Below are 19709 nucleotides of genomic sequence, written 5' to 3'. Positions count from 1 at the left end.
TTATGAGAAGCTACTATTTTCTTATCACACTGATGAGCATTTGTGTCATCTCCAATACTATACAGGCACAGAACAAGAAAAAGAAAAGCTTCAAACCCGGAACAGTGTGGGTCGATAACAATGGAAAAACTATTAATGCACACGGCGGTGGTATTATATATGTAGATGGCATCTATTATTGGTATGGTGAGCACAAACTGCCCAATAAATCTGAGAAAGAAAAAGCAGATGGTGGTGTACATTGTTATTCATCCACTGATTTGTATCATTGGGAAGACAAAGGAATAGTATTATCCGTTGACTATAAAAATGAAAAAAGTGATATTGCTGACGGCTGTATTCTCGAACGCCCTAAAGTAATATACAACAGGGCGACTTCTAGATATATGATGTATTTCAAACTCTATCCCAAAGGACAGGATTATAAATACGGTTATCTAGGAGTCGCTGCGGCAATTTCTCCTACAGGCCCCTTTACATACAGTCACAAGTTTTTAGGAGCAGATTCTCCATACGGTTCAGGAGATTTTTGTATCTACAAAGATGATGATGGCAAAGTATATCATTTCACGGTACGCAAGCCTGATAAAGCTTTTGTGGCAGGTGAATTAAATAAGGAATATACTTACCCACAGGGAAAGTACAAGGTAGTCACGGGAATCACTAACGAAACAGAAGCACCTGCCATCTTCAAGCATAAAGGTACCTACTATTTGCTGGGATCAGGCTCTAGCGGTTGGAAGCCCAATGCCGCGCGCATATTCACATCAAAATCAATAACGGGTGACTATACGGAAAAATCAAATCCCTGTCATGGCGTCAATCCATATAATGGACTTGGCCCCGAAAAAACTTTTGGGGGACAATCATCCTTCATTATTCCTGTACAAGGAAAGAAAAATTCCTATATTGCCATGTTCGATATATGGAAACCGGAAATGCCAATTGAAGGACTTTATATATGGCTACCCATTAAAATCCAAACTAATAGTATAAATATAAAATGGAGAGATGAATGGAATTTAAATATATTCTCTGACGAAAAGAAGATTATTCCACCGTTGCCAACGTCAATATACTAATCCGTATTCCCTCCACTTTCACCAGACAAGAAGCACATGCCAGCGTAGTAGAACCGGTGGTCAACACATCGTCAACGATCAGTATGTGTTTCCCGACAAGTGCTTCGGGACGTTGAAGTTCAAAGATACCTTCCACATTATCCCGACGTTCAAGTATGGATTTGTGTGTTTGCGTTTCCGTATTTTTCTTACGCAATATGGATTCTGTATCTATGGGGATTCCTGTTACAGCAGTGATTCCACGGGCAATCCATTCACTCTGGTTATAACCGCGGATTTGCTGTTTCTTCTTGTGAAGCGGTATAGGGATTATAACATCAATTCCTTGAAAGAAATGGGAAGATAAAAGTTCTGCTGCCATATACCGTCCCATAATTGCACCTATTTCCTTCTGTCCACCATATTTCAAACGGTGAAGAATCAGCCGGAAGTCACTTCCTTTCTCATAAAAGAAAAAAGAAGTAGCCCGTTCCAGAGGAATTTGTCCCCAGAAAAGCCGCTCTACCGGATTATCTTTTCGAAGATGATAGTTCGTACGAGGTAGTTTGATATTGCATACTGTACAAATACATTCCTCGCCCTTTGCTAACGGTCGGCCGCAAACAACACAGCAACGGGGAAACAGTAAAGATAAAAAAGAACTAAGCCAGTCTTTTACAAGAAGTGTGTGTTTCATAATAATAGAGATTTTAAAGTTGCAATACCACTTACATATTCAATGGAGGGACTTCTGCCAAAAGTTTCTGAAAGAAAGAATGCAGAGTTCCGTTCGTTGCAATAATATGATGTCCTTCTATGAAGTTATCTTCGCCATAGAAGTTAGTAACCTTTCCTCCCGCTTGCTGGACGATCAATGCCGCTGCAGAATAATCCCATTTTCCGAGAAACGCTTCCATCCACGCATCGAAACGCCCAATAGCTACATAGCAAATTGCAGCGGCAGCCGAACCATTCATGCGAATACCTCCCACTACTCCATAAAGTTGATCGATGAGATGAAGAGCGGTCTGTTTATATTGTAGATGATTATAAGGTAATTCTGTAATAACAAAAGCATCTTGAATATCCTCAACACTCGACACATGAATTTCTTCACCATTCATAAAAGCCTTTCCACCTTTCCAGGCATAGAAACATTCATCCCGGCAAACTTCATAAACAACACCTAAAAGAAGTTCGGTACGATTGCGTAAAGCGATACATACACAATAAGGAGCCTCATCATGAATATAATTTGTAGTTCCATCCAACGGATCAATGACCCAACAGTAGGGTTCGTCCTGATAAGTGGCAGAGCCTTCTTCTGTTATGAATCCCGCTTCGGGCAGTAGAGCAGCAAGTGCTTTCACCACTCGCACCTCTGACTCTTTATCTACATAAGACACATAATCATGTGCATGTTTTTCCTCCACACGCTCACGACGGAAGTTCTTCCGTTCTTCTTTCAAAAAATGTCCAACCTCTGTAGCAATCTGGCATACATCAGTGGTAAGTTGCTTTAAATCTAACATTCTATCTTTCGTAATTTAGGCAATCTGCAAATTAATGCCAAAATTATCACTTTTTTTGATAGAAATAAGAGTTTTACAGGAAAAAGATAAGTAATTCCAAGGCATACTCTATTAAATTACTTTTGCACAGAAAACCTATATTCCGTAACGGAATGATATTTCTCATGAGGTCGTAACACACAGGATGGAAATTCAGGATGATGTGGCGTGTCCGGATGATGGATGGTTTCCAATATAAAACCACCATATTTCTGTTGTGGACCACCTTTAGCCACAATCTTTTCAGAGAGTCCGATGCCAGTATAAATCAGTAAACCGGGCTCTGTTGTGTAAGTTTCTATTCGACGTCCACTTTGAGGTTCTGTGATCGTTGCGGCATAACGCAGATCTCCATTATAATCACGAAGTATCCAATTGGCAGAATAACCACCCATAAGTTTCATATGCTCATTGGGAGAGTTGGCACGTTCCGCAAAACTGTGAGGAGTACGAAAATCCAAAGGGCCTCCTGCTATCGCTTCTACCGAAGCCGGCACATACCACGGAGTATTAACCGTGACTGAATCCGCATTAATTTGCACAATATGATTTAAAACCGAACCTCCGTCATACCCCTGAAGGTTAAAATAGCAATGTTGCGACATATTGACGATAGTCGGTAGATCGGTTACCGCCTCATATTCTATACGCCAAGTATTATCCGAAGTCCAGAAATAAGTGACTTTACAATCTAAGTTACCAGGATATCCTTCTTCTCCGTCAAGACTGCGGCGGGTAAAAACAATTCCAAGCGTATCAGGAGTATTGATTGGCATAGCTTTCCACATAACACGATCAAATCCTTTCATACCACCATGCAAATGCCCCGGATATCCGTTGGGAGATTCATTGCACGATAGCTGATACCGAATCGAGTCAATCATAAAAGCACCACCGGCAATACGGTTGGCATAACGCCCTAATAAAGCCCCGAAAAATCTCTCGGCTCCAATCTCGTAATCTTTAAGATTCTCATATCCAAGCACTACATCTGCCATTTTCCCCTCTCTGTCCGGCACTATAATATTCGTTATACGACAACCATAGTCAATTACTTTGATTTGAGCACCTGAAGCATTAGTCAGAGTATATTGAGTAACGGTATCACCATCTTGAGTAATACCATAAAACGCTGTTTTCATTCCAGGAATAACTTCACATTCCGCACAAGCAGTAACAAACACAGCTAAATACAAAAAAGCAAAAAATCTATTCATCTGACATTCAATAGTAAAGAATAAATATTTTATCGAATAAACAGCCACAAAAATGCAAATGCAGAAGAAGATAAGATCTCTCTTATTCGTTTGAGCGCAATGCTTATTTGTGTCTCTACTGTTTTTACAGAAATCCCGAGACGTTCGGCAATCTGCCTATAAGAAAGTCCCTCCTTCCGGCTCAAGGAAAATATCTCCCTACATCTCTCCGGAAGCTGTTCAATTGCCCGATTCACCACTTTTGTCAAGGCATCAATGTCAAAACAATCTTTATATTTCCTTTCTTCCAGTTGCTGGTTAAACCAATTTTCTAACAACTGATGCCTGTTTTCCTCATCACGAAGATAGTTTAATACCCGATTTTTGGCAGCCCGGAAAAGATAGGTTTTGATATAGGTTATTTCAATACAATCTTTATTCTCCCATAGTTTGAGAAACACCTCCTGAATAACATCTTCTATGACTGCTACATCATGCGTATAGAAGTTGAGAAAACAACAAAGTTGTTCATAGTATGTATCGTAATAATTTCGAAAGGCTTGAATATCCATCGTTCCCGGAATTGTGTTTATCAGTCTCACAAATCTACAAAAAATAATCTTCTTTCGGAATATATTTTCGTAAAGAAAACCATACCTTCAAAACACTTTCTAATACTAAAACCGAAATTACATTAATTGCACTAAACAAAGATGCTGATAATGAAGCGGATCATACAGATTCTTTCTAAATATAAATCTGTATGAATCCGCGTCCAAATGAGCTTTACAAGATCGTTCAGAATTGTCTTTCTGCAAAAATATTCAGAGCATAAGGATCACTCACCGCTGCCTGCTCAATATATTTCTGTGCCAGCTTCGTATCACCGGTGTAGCGATAAGCCAGCGCTAGTAAATAACTATAATAAGCACTCCTTTGCTGTACGGCACGATCGCAGAAACTTATAAAGAAAGGAGTAGTGGCAAAATAACCCGCATCAACAGTCTTCATGCCTTCTTTCCAATCTTGCAGTTTATAATTGATGAGCATATCCCCCTTGAAAGGCATACCCGTTTCACGATAACAAAGTGCCTGATAAAATGGCAATTCCGGTAAGTTCATATTACTAAAATAATCGACCTCAATACCCGTTATAAAATCAAAATTCTCATTGGCCTTGTCTTCCTGCCCCAAAGATTTCAAACAGATTGCTTCATAATATTTAAATGGAACCAATCTAACGATATTCCACAAACCTGCTCCCAGATTTTGAGGCAGAGTTTGCGCAGCCTTAAAACAATCAACCGCTTCTTGCATTTTATTTTCTTTCATTAATCTACGCCCTTTCAGGAAATAAGCAAACATATACTGTTCTGCTACGGCATGTTCTCCACCTTCAGCCGGGACAAAGTTACGTCCCCTAAGAAGTTCTATTGCCTTATCCTCCTGTCCTGCCATGTTATAAGCTCGTGCCCATTCAAGCATAATATCATCGCGGCTAATTACAGACTTATGATTATTCAGGAAAGAAATACGTTCAATAGGAGCAACTCCTAACTTACCCATTACATAGACCGTTTCAAAAATCAACTGTTCGTCATTCGGCTTCAAGGATAATGCCTGCTTCAATAAGGGTAACACTTCATTTTTACGATCCATGTGTGAATAGTAAGCGACAGCCAGATTTCGTGCAGCACGATAATCAGTACCGGACAAGCCTTCCCAAAGAGCGACTGCCTTCTCATAATGTCCTTTGGCGTAAAGGGCACATCCCAACAGCAACTGCGCCTTCCGACTTCCCTGTTTTGCCCAATGAGACAAACTGTTCATTTCAATTCGCCGACTTGGGAAAGCAATCCCCTCCGTTGCCGAATCATTCGGAGAACCGCCTTTTATATCTGCATATATGGCAGACAGACTAAAAATCAGAGGTTCGTGTGTTTGCAACATCTCTATCAGGGAAACAGTCTCTTTCTGCAGATTAGCGACAAGCAAAGTTTCTATAAGATCGAGACATACCTGATTCTTATCCGTCCGTATCTTTTCCATAAAATCCCGGGCACTAACTTTACCGGTCAACACACCGAAATAACGTGCCAAATGATTAAGTTTATCATTCGCTTCTACAGACAAATATTGACGTTCCGATGCTTTTTTATCTCCCTGCAAATAAGAAGCATATATCATCAACGCATTGGCTACAGCATTATCTTTATGATAAGTAATGGCAGTAGTAAGATGTTGAACAGCCTTGTCATACTCCAGCTTACGTATGTCAAGCATAGCCGCATAAGTCATGGCTGAAGAAACATAAGCACTGCTCCATGCCGCTTTCCGGAAATAATCATAGGATTTCTCCTGCTCATCGAGCGCTAAATAAACATGCCCTAACAAATAGTACAGTTTCCCATTTTCAAGACGCGTATTGAACCGTGTCAACACTTTTTCCGCCCTCAAAAGATATTCCAAAGCCTCACTGTAAAAAGCATTGCGTAATTTTGCTTCTCCTAAAGCGATCAATGCAGGAGCAAAATTCGGATCACGTTCAAGAGCTTCTTTATAATAACTCTCTCCTTTAGTGGCAGGATCACGGTATTGGTCCACATGCAAACCTTCAAGATACAACAAATGCGGACTTTCAACCTTTTTGATATTCGGCATATCCTGTGTTGTATGAGGAATATTAAAAGTATCGTGTTTCTTCACTGTATAAGACATTAAAACAGTTCCGTCATTAGCGGTGACATCTATTGAATATCCCAACTTCATTCTTACATCCGCAGGTAGCATATATTCTTCTCTGGCTTTGACCGTAGCTTTTCCTGAATACAAAATCTGATTATCACCTTTGACCGTAATCTTCACATTACGAGTCTTGTTCAGTTGCACTTTAATCGTATCCTTGACGTATATAGCTCCTGTCGTGTTCGCAAAATCCGGAACCCCGATTTCTCCGATCGGGAACCAATATTGCGAGAAGGTTTTAGTCTCCATCGGTTCAAGCCATGTAAAGTCCGGCTGATTGTCAGAATAACTGCCTGCCATTAACTCACAATAGGCTCCATCTGTATCTGTGAGAGCATTTTCCCAAGACTGGGACAACTGATTGTAAGCCCATGTAAACATCTTCTTACCAGGTGATACGTGATGATCTCCGATGTGTACAACCCCGCATTTCCTGCCCGTATCATAACCGCCAAAGAAATCATACTGTGATGCCGCACTAAAATAAGAGGTAGGCTGAATCGTATTCTTATGCTTGCTTATATCAACTGCACCGTCATAACGAATACCGTTAAATATTCCTGCCGCATTTGTTGCAACCGGATAAGTAGTAACCGAACGTTTGTAATGGAAAAACACATGGCTTACATCGTGCGGAAAGAATATCTCATAATTCTTATTCGAAGGTACCGCCACATTCTCCCACCATAAAAACGAATGTCTTAACGGGGTGATATTCGACAATTTGACTCTCGTTTCAAAGATAGACTCACCGGGGTTAAGCACAATGCCAACCATACCTTTCATCCGGTCTGTCGGATCATGTTCCGAAACCCAAACGATCACTCCACCCCCCGGCAGTTTTTCTATTTCATAATCAGTGGGCATAAAAGACGAAGCCCGATGATGAAAAGGCCAGTTAAACTCCAGTCCACCGGAAATCCACGAGCCCAAAGCACCGATAAGAGCAGGTTTTATGACATGGTTCTTATAGAAAAAATCATATCCATTCGTTTTATCTTTGGCAGCATATATCTTACCTCCAATTTCCGGCAATATTTGTAGTTCCAAATATTCATTCTCTAATTTGATAAGCGTATATTCTTTATCCACTTTTTGTTCCCGATTCACTTTCAGAACGATTTTATTAGGATAAGGATTGCCACTCGAACGCTGGTGTACCCTGTTTTCGGCAAACATCGGCAATTCTTCACGCTCCGGTTCTGTGTATGTCGGAATACTGACTTTGCTTACAGACACCTTGACCGATTGCGCTTTTGCGCTTGTAGTAAGAAACAAAATCAGAAACAAAATATTGAAATATTTCATGAGTGCATGTATTATTATGATTAAAAAATATCTTTCATTTTACTCCATCCTGACGCAACGGACAGATGCTGCCGAAGCACGATCCATACCTGTAAAATTAAGATTTGCATTATTATAATAGAAGTAATAAGCTCCTGTTGTTCCTGGATTACTAGTCCATTGATATCCCCGATATTCCTGATAAGCAATCTTATTAGTTCCCTTATCCAGATAGCCTCCTGTCGGGAAGTAAGAAGTTTGCGAACCATCAATCACAAACAGATGCCCGTAATTGCTATCACATTCCGTTTTTGAAGTAAAGGTGAATCCCTGATAGCAATTCTGATCGGGCACACAATAGCCTTCCGGACAAGGATCATACACAGTCTTTACATTCTTAGTCAAACCGTCTGAATTTCCCCACAGTCCGTTATTCCGCCATTCATTATGCCAGTCATTCGCAGAAAAGATTCTTGTATCAGGATTGGAGATAGTATAACTCACAGTTCCTACTTCGGCAGAAGTGGTTGCATTGGCAGTTAATTCCTTATCACTCACAGTCGTCGCACTCGAACGGACAATATCAAGCGGACGCGGGAACGGATCTTTGCGCCCCCACTGATACCATGCACCATAAGCATTCTGGTCTTTAGGAGTAACAGAAGTTGCACCCAAATTACGATCCATCATTTTGAACGTTCCCCGTTCCTCGTTAATATAGGTAAGATCCGATGCTTCAGTCACCCAAATATGGAAAGACCATACATTCTTGCCCGATGCATCTCGAATAGCCACAAGGGCATTTCCTTTCACGCCGCTTACAGGGACTTTTAAAGTAGTTCCCTCCAATGCAGGAACAGCAGAAAGAACATCTCCTGATGAAGACGAATTCGTTTGTGTCCACAAAACAGCCGCAGACACAGCCTTATCTACCAATTCCCCATTGACATTCACTCTCGGACGATTTTCATAAGTATAATCTCCTGCCAATGAATAATAAGGTGTAACATCTATTTCAAGTGTTCCAGCAGATGCCGTACGATAACAGTTTGCCTTACCATAATACAACGTCACCGGCAACAATTCCATCGGTTTTACAACTCCGACTTCAATAGTGAAAGCGCCCGGAGTTGCTTGTTCGTAAATCCGTCCGGCAGCATCCGTTATGACGAAAGTCAACCCTTTGGTATAATTTACCGCAGGAAGAAATAAAACAAAGTCTGTATGAGCCGAGGGATTATTATCCGTAGAAAGAGGTACGCTTGTATCACAAGTAACCAATGCAGTAGCCGCAGCAGAAGGAGTGGAAGACTTCCGAAGTGATACGATTCCATCCGCTACATTAACATCAGCTATACCCGACACCTGTTCTCCGTCATTACCGCGTACTGCTACAGACTTAATACTAATTCCCATTAATTGATAATCAGTCAGCTGTAGTCGTACTCCACCACACAGATTCTTAAAAGAGAAGGCTTCACCATCAGAGGCTGCCGCCATCGGCAAAGATGATATTTCACTATCGGCATTGAACGCACCCATCCATTTCTGTCCGGCAAGTGCCGAAAAGTCAACAGCAAGTGTCGTACCTTCAAGTTGGCTGCCTGACGCAGCCGACGCCGGATAAACAGCATATCGGATGGCATCATCTACAGAAGTGTCCACCGGGTCAAAAACAGCGGTACGAACACTACTGGCAGAAGTAGTATAAACAGCTCCATTCGGTGTTGAAGTGCCAAACAGCCGTATCTCATCATTTTGGGTCCAAACCACATTCATGGATGCATTAAGCGACGTGCGTGTTGTGGCGGTAACAGCACAAATGGCCGTAATGGATTTTTCTCCTCCTTTTACGGCCGGTTCCGGAGAAAACGCCTCGTCATCAGTTTGCACACAACTACCCAATGATAAACCAATTACCAGAAGAATCAGGATTTTATTTTTTTTCATGGTCTCGCAAATTTAAAATGTTATCATTATTTCCATGTACCTTCCGTATCGCCATTATTCCAGGACGGTCCGGTACCGGTATCTCCTTCCCCCGGGAGAGGTTCAGGATCCGTAGCAGCTTTCAAAACGATTGGTAACCATTTCTCATAATTCGTAGCAGTCAGTCCAGTGAAGGTATCACTACCATTCTGATCGTATAAGGTAGCATTAAACATCAAACGGTCGGCCAGCACCCGAAGTAAAGTCCGTGGAATAGCCATTTCGACTACATATCCCTTATCGGCTGCCGTATCACCAAAAGTTCCATGAACCGCACCTTTACAAGTTACTGAAGAATGACTACATTTAATGGTATATTGAACTGCATCCGGAATAAGAGAGATTTTAAGAGGAGTTCCGGTAGCATCTCCACCCTGAAAAATCAATTCCATGCTGTCGTCTGTAGTCAAGTCTTTATCAAGACGTTCCACCAGACAATATACATTTTCTGCATCATAAGCAAAGCGGAACACGGCTTGTGTAGTGGACACACTTCCGATAAATAGTGCATCACTGACTGCACTCCAATCCGAATTGTCGGCGTCTATCACCGGTGTCATTCCGGAAGCATTAATCCGATGATTCAAAACAAACTGTCCAATCTGAATACGGGCAGCATCTTTATTCTCGCTATTGACAAAAGTAGCAGGCATGGCAGCTACAAGAGTATGCGGATCAATAATTTCCGTTGCTCCCCAATATCCTTTTCCACTGAATGGCTGATACGTTTCTCCCCATTGGGAAGCCTCTGCGTTACCCACCTGCATGGTAAAGAGAGAAGAAGCATTGTACGACAAGACAGTCTCTCCCGAGGGGAATTGTACCAGATAAGGTGCTGCAGCCTTCTGCACAAAATTGAGTTTACGGTCCGAAGGCCCTACTTCATCTCCGGTCAATGGAGCCGAAGCCCAGTTGTCGGAGCTCCACGCCATTGAAATATGATAAACGTCGCCTTCATCTCTGAAACGTGTTTCTGTAGCTACTGCAATCTTCGTCGAATTATTTAATTCGCGGGCAGAAGGCATCTGATCCGAATAAATTTGTTTGCCCGAACCATCTATAGCCAGTCCAGTCTTTTGACGGATCACCTTTCCAACGACCGTCCATGTCCGCCCATTATCCATAGAGCGCAGCATGGCAGTCCCCGAATCGGCTGTGAGAGGCTCGCTATCCGTAAAATAGACCTGTATTTCACCCGAACGAAGTTGTAATGCATAAGGTTCCCAAGTCGTTCCCTGATAAATAATCTGGGCAGTCGACCAGGTACGTCCATTATCGGAAGAACGCCTCATCATAATGCCATTACTCTGCGGATCGACCCTGTATCCCTGATTCAAGCGAAAGGAAGCGAATGCCAAAATATCCTTATTTGCCAGAACGACTGCATCACATGATGAGAAACAGCGTGTATCACTGGCACCGGAAGTTTGTTGGGCACTTTCGCTCTGAAACAGAGGACTGGATGCATTCTGCCATGTAATCAGATTAGTACTTAAAGCATAATAGACATTCCAAGCCTGTGGTCCCTGCTGGTATAATAGCAAATAGGTCCCATCACCTAATTTCTTGATACGGGGATAAAGAGCATTCACAGCCGACAGTGCCGGACTTTCCAAAGTCAGCAACCGGCGATAGTCTAATTCGAGAGAACTATTCCCCCATTCATCCGCATGAGAGTTCACTGCTACATTTTCACTTTTATTGAGCGACTGAATAGAGGTAATCTCTCTAGTGACCGGTTCAGGGTCAGGATTTGAATTAGGGCGCGGATTGGGCCACTCATCCGTTGAGGTATAAGATGTACAAGCAACGAGAAGCCCCATCACTGTTACCAAAAGGTATCTATGAGTTTTTAACTTTTTCATCATATTCATTCTTTTATTTATTCAATCCGTTATCTATCAGTTTGAAGTCATACTTTTTATAAAATCAATTTCTTGTTGACTATAAGGTGTACCATCCAGACGGAATATATCATGAAACCAAATTTCAGGTTCCGGATCTCCGGCCTTGCTCGACCACTGTAAATGGAAATTACACTTTCCTGCTGTCAATCCCCAACTGATGGCACCTACCTTTTCACGTTTAAGAATCGGCATTATTTCTTCAAAAGTTGAACGAGGACGTCCCATATACTCCTGACAGATAACCGGACGATCAAACTGCCTCATGAAAGCGATGAATTTTTCCATTTCTTCAGGTCCATAATAACAGTGAAAGGTCATAACGTCACAATTCTCACCCAGAAAACTGATAATCGGCAAATTACTGCGTGTGCCATGTCCTCCGGGATAAATCCATATCGGAGACGACAGCGGTTGCGAGGGATTCACCTCACGCGCCCAACGGAACACTTCGCGCAACAATGGCATACTGTGTGCTTTCTGCTTGAAGTTTTCCGGTTCGTTATATAAACACCACAATAAAATACGATCATCTGCTTTAAAGGTAGTCATCACATCTTTCACGTAACGTTCCAGACGCGGATACGTTGACGGATCATTGACGGATGGCGCTCCGGGACTCTGTATCCATTGAGAGTTATGAACACCCTGTACAGAAGCCGGTTGTACACCGAGTTTCGGACTCTCAAAACGCCCGCCATTCGTAAAGAAAGTGACGATGGCACGCATACCATGTTTCTGACAGATACCCAGAAATGTATCCAGTCGTTGTTTAAACCCTGCCGGATCCGCTTCCCACACCATATCATGCAGGAATATGCGTACCGTATTGAATCCGAGTTCCCCGGCACGTCCCAACTCCAACTCCATGGTTTTCGGATCAAAAGTCTCCTCTTGCCACATCTCAAACTGATTGATTGCCGTAGCAGTAACGTAGTTGATACCCACCGGCCATTTTTGAGATGCGTACCATGCGTTTGCTTTTTCCGTCGACCATCTTTCAGCCTGTTGGGCACAACCGGTTGTTGTCAATAAAAAGAGAATTGTTACAATCAGTATATTCAATCTATTCATAAGAAATCAAATTAATTAAGTTGTTAATACCCAGGATTCTGGTCTTTTGTCTGATCCAATGCCATATTATAATTAAATTCATCGGTAGGGATAGGCCACCAGTAGGCTGCATCTCCCACTTCGGATAAAGCCGAAATACGTCCGGCAGCCAAAGCTGCTTCTGCAAGCTTTCCACAACGCTTCAGGTCATTGTAGCGTTTACCCTCAAAAATCGTTTCGTAGCCACGCTCCTGCAACACCAGTGCAAGGAAAGCATCTTTACTTGCATAATCAGCCAGTTTGTAGTCTGAAGAAGAAGCTTGTGTCGGTTTCTGTCCGTAAGCACGTCGCCGCACCATATTCAATTTTTCCATGGCATCATCGGTAGGAGCTCCTTTCCAGCGACAAACAGCTTCTGCATAATAAAGCAGAATATCAGCATAACGATATACCGGGTTGTCATTGGAAGTTGTACTGCTCCCTGTCCATTCCGAATCTCTGAATTTCGAGCAGACCATACCCGTTTTAGTCAGTGCATTGAGTGTTCCATTCTGCGTTTGTTTATACAATCCGAACTGATAGCGTAAATCATTCTGGTCCCAATTCTGAATAAATTTATTCTTCTGATAATCGGTATAAATTCCTACAGCTCCCATATTCACGAAAGGATTGGGCTTGCAGAGATACATATAGGCGATGGTCGATCCACTATCGCGGTTGAACTTTATATAGAAAATTTCTTCAGAAGTGGCATTAGCTGTATGACCGTAAAGGTCGAGGAAATCATCCGCTTTGCCAACCTCAACCAGAGAATATCGTTTGGATGAAATAATTAAACCGGCTGCTTCAGCCGCTTCTTCATAACGACCGGCATAGAGACAAGCTTCTGTTTTCAATGCCAATGCGGCATAACGCGAAGGACGTCCGGCAGATTTAGCCACTTCCGGTAGATTGGATGCAGCATAATCGGCCTCATCAATCACAAACTTCCAGATATCAGCTTCCGGAGTACGGGGTTTATTAAAGTCATTCATGTTCTGTTCATCGAAAAAAGGAACGGCGCCCCAATTTCGTGCCAGCCATGAATAGGCGAATGCACGTAGAAAACGTGTTTCCCCGGTGAGGTTGTTATACTCCTGTTGCGAGAGTGGAGTATTACCTATACCGTCAAGAATATTATTGGCAAAACGAATGGCACGATACAACACCGCCCAGCTGTCTTTGGAGAAGCCCACCCCACCACTGGTAAGCCCGGTATCATAAGCTGTGGCATAGTTACCTCTTCCAATACAATAATCCGCCAGTCCTTCTTCCAGAACAATCAGATAACGGCTGAATCCCGGATCACGACGGAGTTGGAAATAGATGGAATTGATAACACTCTCCACTTCTTTGGCATTCGCCATAAAAGTCGTTGCATCCACTTTCTTCGGATGTTCTTCCAAAGAGCCCATATCTTCACAGGATGTGTTCATTGCCAGTATCATAGCAAAAGCGGCAATATATATCAATAATTTTTTCATAAGACATCAATTTTTATATGTTAGAAAGTGAGTCGGCATCCAATCGTATAAGTACGGGCACTAGGATAACAATACGAATCTACCCCCTGAATCATCGAGCTTCCACCACCATTGGCATTTATATCCGGATCCCAGAAAGGGTAGCTCGTAATAGTAAACAGGTTTTGGGCACTCACATAGACACGGGCGCGCTTGATGAATTTGCTACGGGCACAAGGTACATCGTAGGCCAATTCGAGGTTTTTCAGTCTGACGAAGCTGCCGTCATAAACAAACCGGTCGGACATTTTATAGGAAGTCTGGTCGAGATTGGGATATTTTGCGGTAGGATTCTCGGGGGTCCAGTGATTGTAGTACACCTCGCGCAACGTATTCCCGTTATATCCATAATCATAAGCTTGTGCAGCCATACTAAGCGAATATATATCATTACCTATTGAACTCTGGAAGAAAGCGCTTAGCGTAAACCCTTTATAACTGACTGCTGTAGTTAGATTGACCAGAAAATCAGGATTAGGATCACCGATGATGGTCTTGTCTGCTGCTGTGATGGCAGGATCGTCATCCATATTCTTATATACGATATGACCGTTCTCATCGTATCCATCTTCAACATATCCGTAGAAAACATACATTGGCTCACCCACACGCATCAGATTGAGCTGGTCTTTCAGAATGGTGTTATCCAATTCGCCACCGAAAATATCCTTATCTTCCGAAAGGACTAACACTTTGCTGCGATTAAGCGAGAAGTTGACACCCAAATCCCATTTCACAGCACGATCAATAATCCGCCCGTCGAGTTGCAACTCAAACCCCGAGTTACGGATGGAACCGATGTTACGCAGGGCAGTGGTGTATCCACTTGAACGAGGCATCTCTACATTGTTCAGCAAATCAGTCGTTTTCTTCCGATAGTAATCCGCAGTCATGCGGAGACGATTATTAAACAGGGACAGATCAACCCCCACATTAAACTGTGAGGTTGTTTCCCATTTCAAATCGCCGGTGTAGGTATCTGACGGGACATACGCCACTGTTGTATTCTTATCGAATACTACATTTTCCGTCCTCAATGTGTTCTGCGTAGAATACGGTGAGATGGCAGTGCTACCGGTCACTCCGTAACTCAAACGGAACTTTAGATCCGAAAGCCACTCTACATCACGCAGAAAAGACTCTTGCGAAAGACGCCAGGCCGCTGCTGCTGAAGGGAAGTATCCCCATTTGTTTCCTTTACTATAACGTGAGGAACCGTCAGCACGAAGACTGGCAGTCAACAGATAGCGATCAGCATAATTATAGTTGACACGTCCCAGAAATGAGAACAAGCGCCAATCTGAATAAGAAGATGTCGGCAGCCCCTTAACGGTAGCTGCATCCATGTCATAGGTTTCGGTCACATCACTCAAGAAGCCTTCGGCCGTACCCGTTCCCGCAGTTTTCGATGTACTCTGTTCGTAGGTAAAACCACCCATCACACTCAAATGGTGTTTTTTTAGAAAACTCTTATTATAGGTTATGATATTATTACTTGTGATACCGACTGTTTCTCCAAATGTAATAGAGGCAGCCCCTTGTGAATTAGGGTATTGCAATGATTTGTAATAATCTTTGCGATTCTGGTTATTGTTAACGTTGGCAGATAACTGAATTGAAAGTCCGTCTATCGGTTTTATTGTCAATGAAGCATTTGCCATAATCCGGTTGGCGTACCATTTATTATCCACTTCTTTCACATAAGCCAACGGATTTACCGGTGCAATCGGTTGTGTCTGGAAGTCATTCCAAGTTCCGTCGTCATAATGAGGTGTCGCTGTTGGCGGCAGAATCAGTGTAGAACCGATAACAGACGTTCCCCGGCTACCTCCCTGCGAATTCATCTGATTATGATTGGAGCGGCTGAAAATCAAGTTGCTCGACACGGTGACATATTTTGATATATGATAATTCAGGCTCGAACGGATAGACATACGTTTATAGCCACTTTCCTTCACGATACCTTGCTGATCGAAATAGCTGGCGCCTAACGTTCCCTGAACTTTTTCCGTACCACCAGAGACATTCACAGAGTGGTCGGTAACGAGGGCATTACGAAACAGTTCACGCTGCCAGTTGGTACTATGCCGGGTAGATTTAATCTCTTCATCGGTATATATCGTCGGCTGATTATTAATCGCTGCTTTTTCATTCAGATAGCTCATATATTCCCAAGCATCGAGCAGCTCAAGTTCTTTAGCCAGACTCTGCACACCGAAGCTGGCATTGTATTCCACGGTAATCTTCCCCTCTTTAGCTTGCTTCGTCGTAATCAGAATGACACCATTGGCACCACGTGAACCATAGATAGCAGTTGCGGAAGCATCTTTCATCACTTCAACAGATTCGATATCGGCCGTATTAATCATATTAATGTCACCCGGAAATCCGTTGATAATCCAAAGCGGTTCATTGTCACCCCGAATAGAATTAGAACCACGTACCCTCACTTGTATTCCGGCTCCCGGCTGGCCATTAGTTTGCTGAATCTGTACGCCTGACACGCGCCCCTGTAATGCTGACGCAACAGAAGTATTTGCATATTCAGTAATGATATCGCCTTTGACGGAAGCTATCGAACCGGAAAGGTCCCGTTTGCGTTGTACGCCGTAACCTACCACTACTACTTCATCCAATGTCTCTGTATCTTCTTCAAGAACGAAATTCATTGAACGTACTCCGGCCACCACCTTTTTGCTCTGTGGGGCGTAACCTATAAACGTCACATCAATAGTGGCACTTTCTGGTACATTCTGCAACTCAAACTTTCCGTTAAAATCGGTAACCGTACCGTTGGTGGTACCTTTTACCAATACGCTCGCTCCGATGACCGCTTCTCCCTGCTCATCTTTCACCACACCCGAAATCGTCCGGTTGGTCTTCGTCTGCACCTTTTGTAAAACAATCTGTTTGCCTACTATTTCATACGCAATGTCACTTTTATCAAAGGCCTGTTTCAACACATCCGAAAGATATTGAGAACCTCCTTTCAGGGAAACAATACGTGACAGAGGGATAGAATTATCGAACACAAAAGTATAATCTGTCTGTTTTTCAACAGCTTGTATCAGTTTTTTTAAAGAAATCTGCCTGGCAGCGATATTGACTTTAGTCTCTTTCTGCGCCCATAGCGAAGGGCTGGAAAGCAGGCTGCCCAAAACAAGAATGCTACATAATATTTGTTTTAGCTTCAACATTGTAAACTCATTTAAGGTTAAATAAAGGAATTAATTATTACCTTTGTCTGCATAAAGCAAGGCTATACCTGTGCCATCCGTCTGACGGATAGCATACATACGCAGGTTTTGCTCTTCGGACGTGGAAGATGGCACTCTTCTGCGTCCTTTTTTATTCTTCGATTACTTTCTTCCGGTTATGCTCACCTCCTCTCCGTTAATAGTGTATGTAATCGGAGTCACCCGATTAATGATCTCAAGCATCTCTCGCAAAGATTCTGTTTTAATTGTCATCCAATAACGTTTATTTTCCGGTACATCATGTAATTGAATTTTGATGCCATACCATCGTTCCATTTTTTGAACTATTTCCTGCAGATTCTCATTTTCAATTTTCAGCTTGCCCAATCGCCATACAGATTCTACTTCAGCATCGCAAGCCGCCAATTTACACTTCTCCATTTCACGCAAAGGAATAATGGCTTTCTGATTGGGTTTCATATCTGCCAGCAGCTTGTCCGTTAAAGCCGAGACAACCGTCACGTGCCCTCTAAGCAGTACAACTTCCAATTCTGAATGGTCTCCATATCCATTGACATCGAATGCCGTACCATGAACCAACACTTTCACATCACCCACTGATACATCAAACTGTCTCTTACTGTCTCGCACCACATCAAAAAAGGCCTGTCCGTTCAATTTTACAGAACGGCGGTCTTTGGCATAATCCGTAGAATAGGTCAAAGTAGAACCGGAATTCAACCAAACTTTAGTGCCATCCGGCAAACTGACTTCAGCTTTCTGGCCAACAGGAGCTGTAAATGAGACTAATCCTACTTCTTCCTCTTCCGAAACCAGCAGAGAGAGTGAGAAGCCCAACACCAGTGCCAGCATAGCAGCAATTCCCACTGCCCGATACAACAACCGCCGCGTGTACATCTTCACAGGTTTCACCAGATTCAGATTACTCATTATCTTTCCCCACACACGTTCTTTATCAGGAATTACCGGGTGTATTCCCGCATGAGCTATCTGCCAGCTCTCGCACAGTTCCTGAAATTCCTGTTCGTGCCCGGCATCAGCATTCCGCCATTCCATGATTTCTTTCTCCTCCTGCGGAGAAGCAGTTCCCAATAGATATTTAGATATGATAATATAAATGTCTTCCATATTTAAATGTGTTTTATAAGCTCTTTTATTAAATAGACCCGTAACTTTTGAATTACCCTGAAAGAGCTTAGCTTTTTTTTTATAACATGCATAAAAGAAACCTATTTTCTTGTTTAATGCACAAACTAGTACCTATACCCGAAAAAAATAATAACTTTGAGTGCACAAATTAATTCGTCGGACTGTAGTCTATCTTTCATCGGACTATAGTCCAACGAAAGGAACACTATAGTTAACGTTGCGTCGGACTATAGTCCGACGAATAAAATCATGCAATCGGAGACAATATTTACTGAATAACTAAAAACAAAATAAAACATGAGTGTTTATTATGATCTTTATGCCAGTGGCAACCCACAAAAAAAGGATGAGCAGCAGCCACTTCACGCACGAGTGATTCCATCAGGAACTCTTGATGCCAAGAAATTCATAGAGTTAGTATCTAAAAGTAATGGCTTCAGCCAAGCCACCATTGAAGGATGCCTGCAAGCTATTACTGATGAATTACAACATTGGTTAAAACAAGGTTGGACTGTAGAAGTTGGAGAACTGGGCCATTTCTCTTTATCGCTGAAATGCGGCCGACCGGTTATGGAAAAGAAAGAAATTCGTTCTCCTTCCATCCACCTGAACAAAATAAACCTCCGTATCAACAAAAAATTCCGCGAAAGCATGGAACCGTTACAGTTGGAACGTATGGAATCTCCCTACCGTAACGATGGCAGTCTTAATGAAGACAATTGCCGTACCGTCCTTATACAACACTTGGAAGAACAAGGCTGCATCACCCGAACAGATTTTATGAGACTGGCTGGAATAAACCGGGACAAGGCAATTGGATTATTGAATAAATATATAGAAGAGGGAATAATACGAAAATATGGAGGAGGCAAGACAGTAGTATATTTAAAAAGGTAAAACATACAGTTTACGCTCTACATTTCGGATAACATCAATAAACGTAAAGAATATAAAACATACAAACAGTTATACCA

At 42.4% G+C, this 19709-nt stretch carries 12 protein-coding genes and 1 pseudogene; 2 read left to right on the top strand and 11 right to left on the bottom strand.

From position 1 onward, the window contains the following. Positions 1-2: 2 nt before the first annotated feature. Positions 3-746 (top strand): annotated as a pseudogene (locus CJF29_RS01845) (family 43 glycosylhydrolase); the annotation flags it as partial. A gap of 304 nt (positions 747-1050) precedes the next feature. Here CJF29_RS01845 and CJF29_RS01840 read toward each other — a convergent pair. From CJF29_RS01840 to CJF29_RS01790, 11 genes are all read right to left on the bottom strand, one after another. After that, positions 1051-1758, bottom strand: a complete 708-nt coding sequence (locus CJF29_RS01840; RefSeq protein WP_009000970.1) for a ComF family protein — start codon at positions 1756-1758, stop codon at positions 1051-1053. A gap of 31 nt (positions 1759-1789) precedes the next feature. Then, entirely contained in the window at positions 1790-2593 is an 804-nt protein-coding gene (locus CJF29_RS01835; RefSeq protein WP_009000971.1) for an inositol monophosphatase family protein, read from the bottom strand. Between the two features lie 116 nt (positions 2594-2709). After that, positions 2710-3849, bottom strand: coding sequence for an aldose epimerase family protein (locus tag CJF29_RS01830; protein WP_099145765.1), 1140 nt, complete (start codon positions 3847-3849; stop codon positions 2710-2712). A 29-nt stretch (positions 3850-3878) separates the two neighbouring features. Then, entirely contained in the window at positions 3879-4400 is a 522-nt protein-coding gene (locus tag CJF29_RS01825) for an RNA polymerase sigma-70 factor (RefSeq protein WP_032849707.1), read from the bottom strand. A 226-nt stretch (positions 4401-4626) separates the two neighbouring features. Beyond that, positions 4627-7881 carry a DUF5107 domain-containing protein gene (locus CJF29_RS01820; protein ID WP_099145725.1) on the bottom strand — a complete coding sequence of 1085 codons (3255 nt, stop codon included), beginning with the start codon at positions 7879-7881 and terminating at the stop codon, positions 4627-4629. Positions 7882-7920: 39 nt separating this feature from the next. Further along, positions 7921-9810, bottom strand: a complete 1890-nt coding sequence (locus tag CJF29_RS01815; RefSeq protein WP_099145724.1) for a hypothetical protein — start codon at positions 9808-9810, stop codon at positions 7921-7923. A gap of 26 nt (positions 9811-9836) precedes the next feature. Next, on the bottom strand, positions 9837-11714 hold the full coding sequence (locus CJF29_RS01810; RefSeq protein WP_099145764.1) for a hypothetical protein: 1878 nt from the start codon (positions 11712-11714) through the stop codon (positions 9837-9839). A 36-nt stretch (positions 11715-11750) separates the two neighbouring features. Further along, positions 11751-12827 carry a cellulase family glycosylhydrolase gene (locus CJF29_RS01805; RefSeq protein WP_008776977.1) on the bottom strand — a complete coding sequence of 359 codons (1077 nt, stop codon included), beginning with the start codon at positions 12825-12827 and terminating at the stop codon, positions 11751-11753. A gap of 23 nt (positions 12828-12850) precedes the next feature. After that, on the bottom strand, positions 12851-14329 hold the full coding sequence (locus tag CJF29_RS01800; RefSeq protein WP_074558656.1) for a RagB/SusD family nutrient uptake outer membrane protein: 1479 nt from the start codon (positions 14327-14329) through the stop codon (positions 12851-12853). 20 nt (positions 14330-14349) lie between these two features. Beyond that, positions 14350-17565 carry a SusC/RagA family TonB-linked outer membrane protein gene (locus tag CJF29_RS01795; RefSeq protein WP_074558657.1) on the bottom strand — a complete coding sequence of 1072 codons (3216 nt, stop codon included), beginning with the start codon at positions 17563-17565 and terminating at the stop codon, positions 14350-14352. 162 nt (positions 17566-17727) lie between these two features. Next, on the bottom strand, positions 17728-18714 hold the full coding sequence (locus CJF29_RS01790) for a FecR family protein (RefSeq protein WP_008646404.1): 987 nt from the start codon (positions 18712-18714) through the stop codon (positions 17728-17730). 318 nt (positions 18715-19032) lie between these two features. Here CJF29_RS01790 and CJF29_RS01785 point away from each other — a divergent pair, with 318 nt between their 5' ends. After that, positions 19033-19632 (top strand): HU family DNA-binding protein, encoded by a 600-nt coding sequence (locus CJF29_RS01785; RefSeq protein WP_074558659.1) that lies wholly within the window; start codon positions 19033-19035, stop codon positions 19630-19632. The last annotated feature ends 77 nt before the right edge of the window (positions 19633-19709 follow it).

The organism is Bacteroides celer (genome assembly GCF_002632415.2).
Classification (GTDB): domain Bacteria; phylum Bacteroidota; class Bacteroidia; order Bacteroidales; family Bacteroidaceae; genus Bacteroides.
This window is presented reverse-complemented; position numbering and strand designations above follow the sequence as displayed.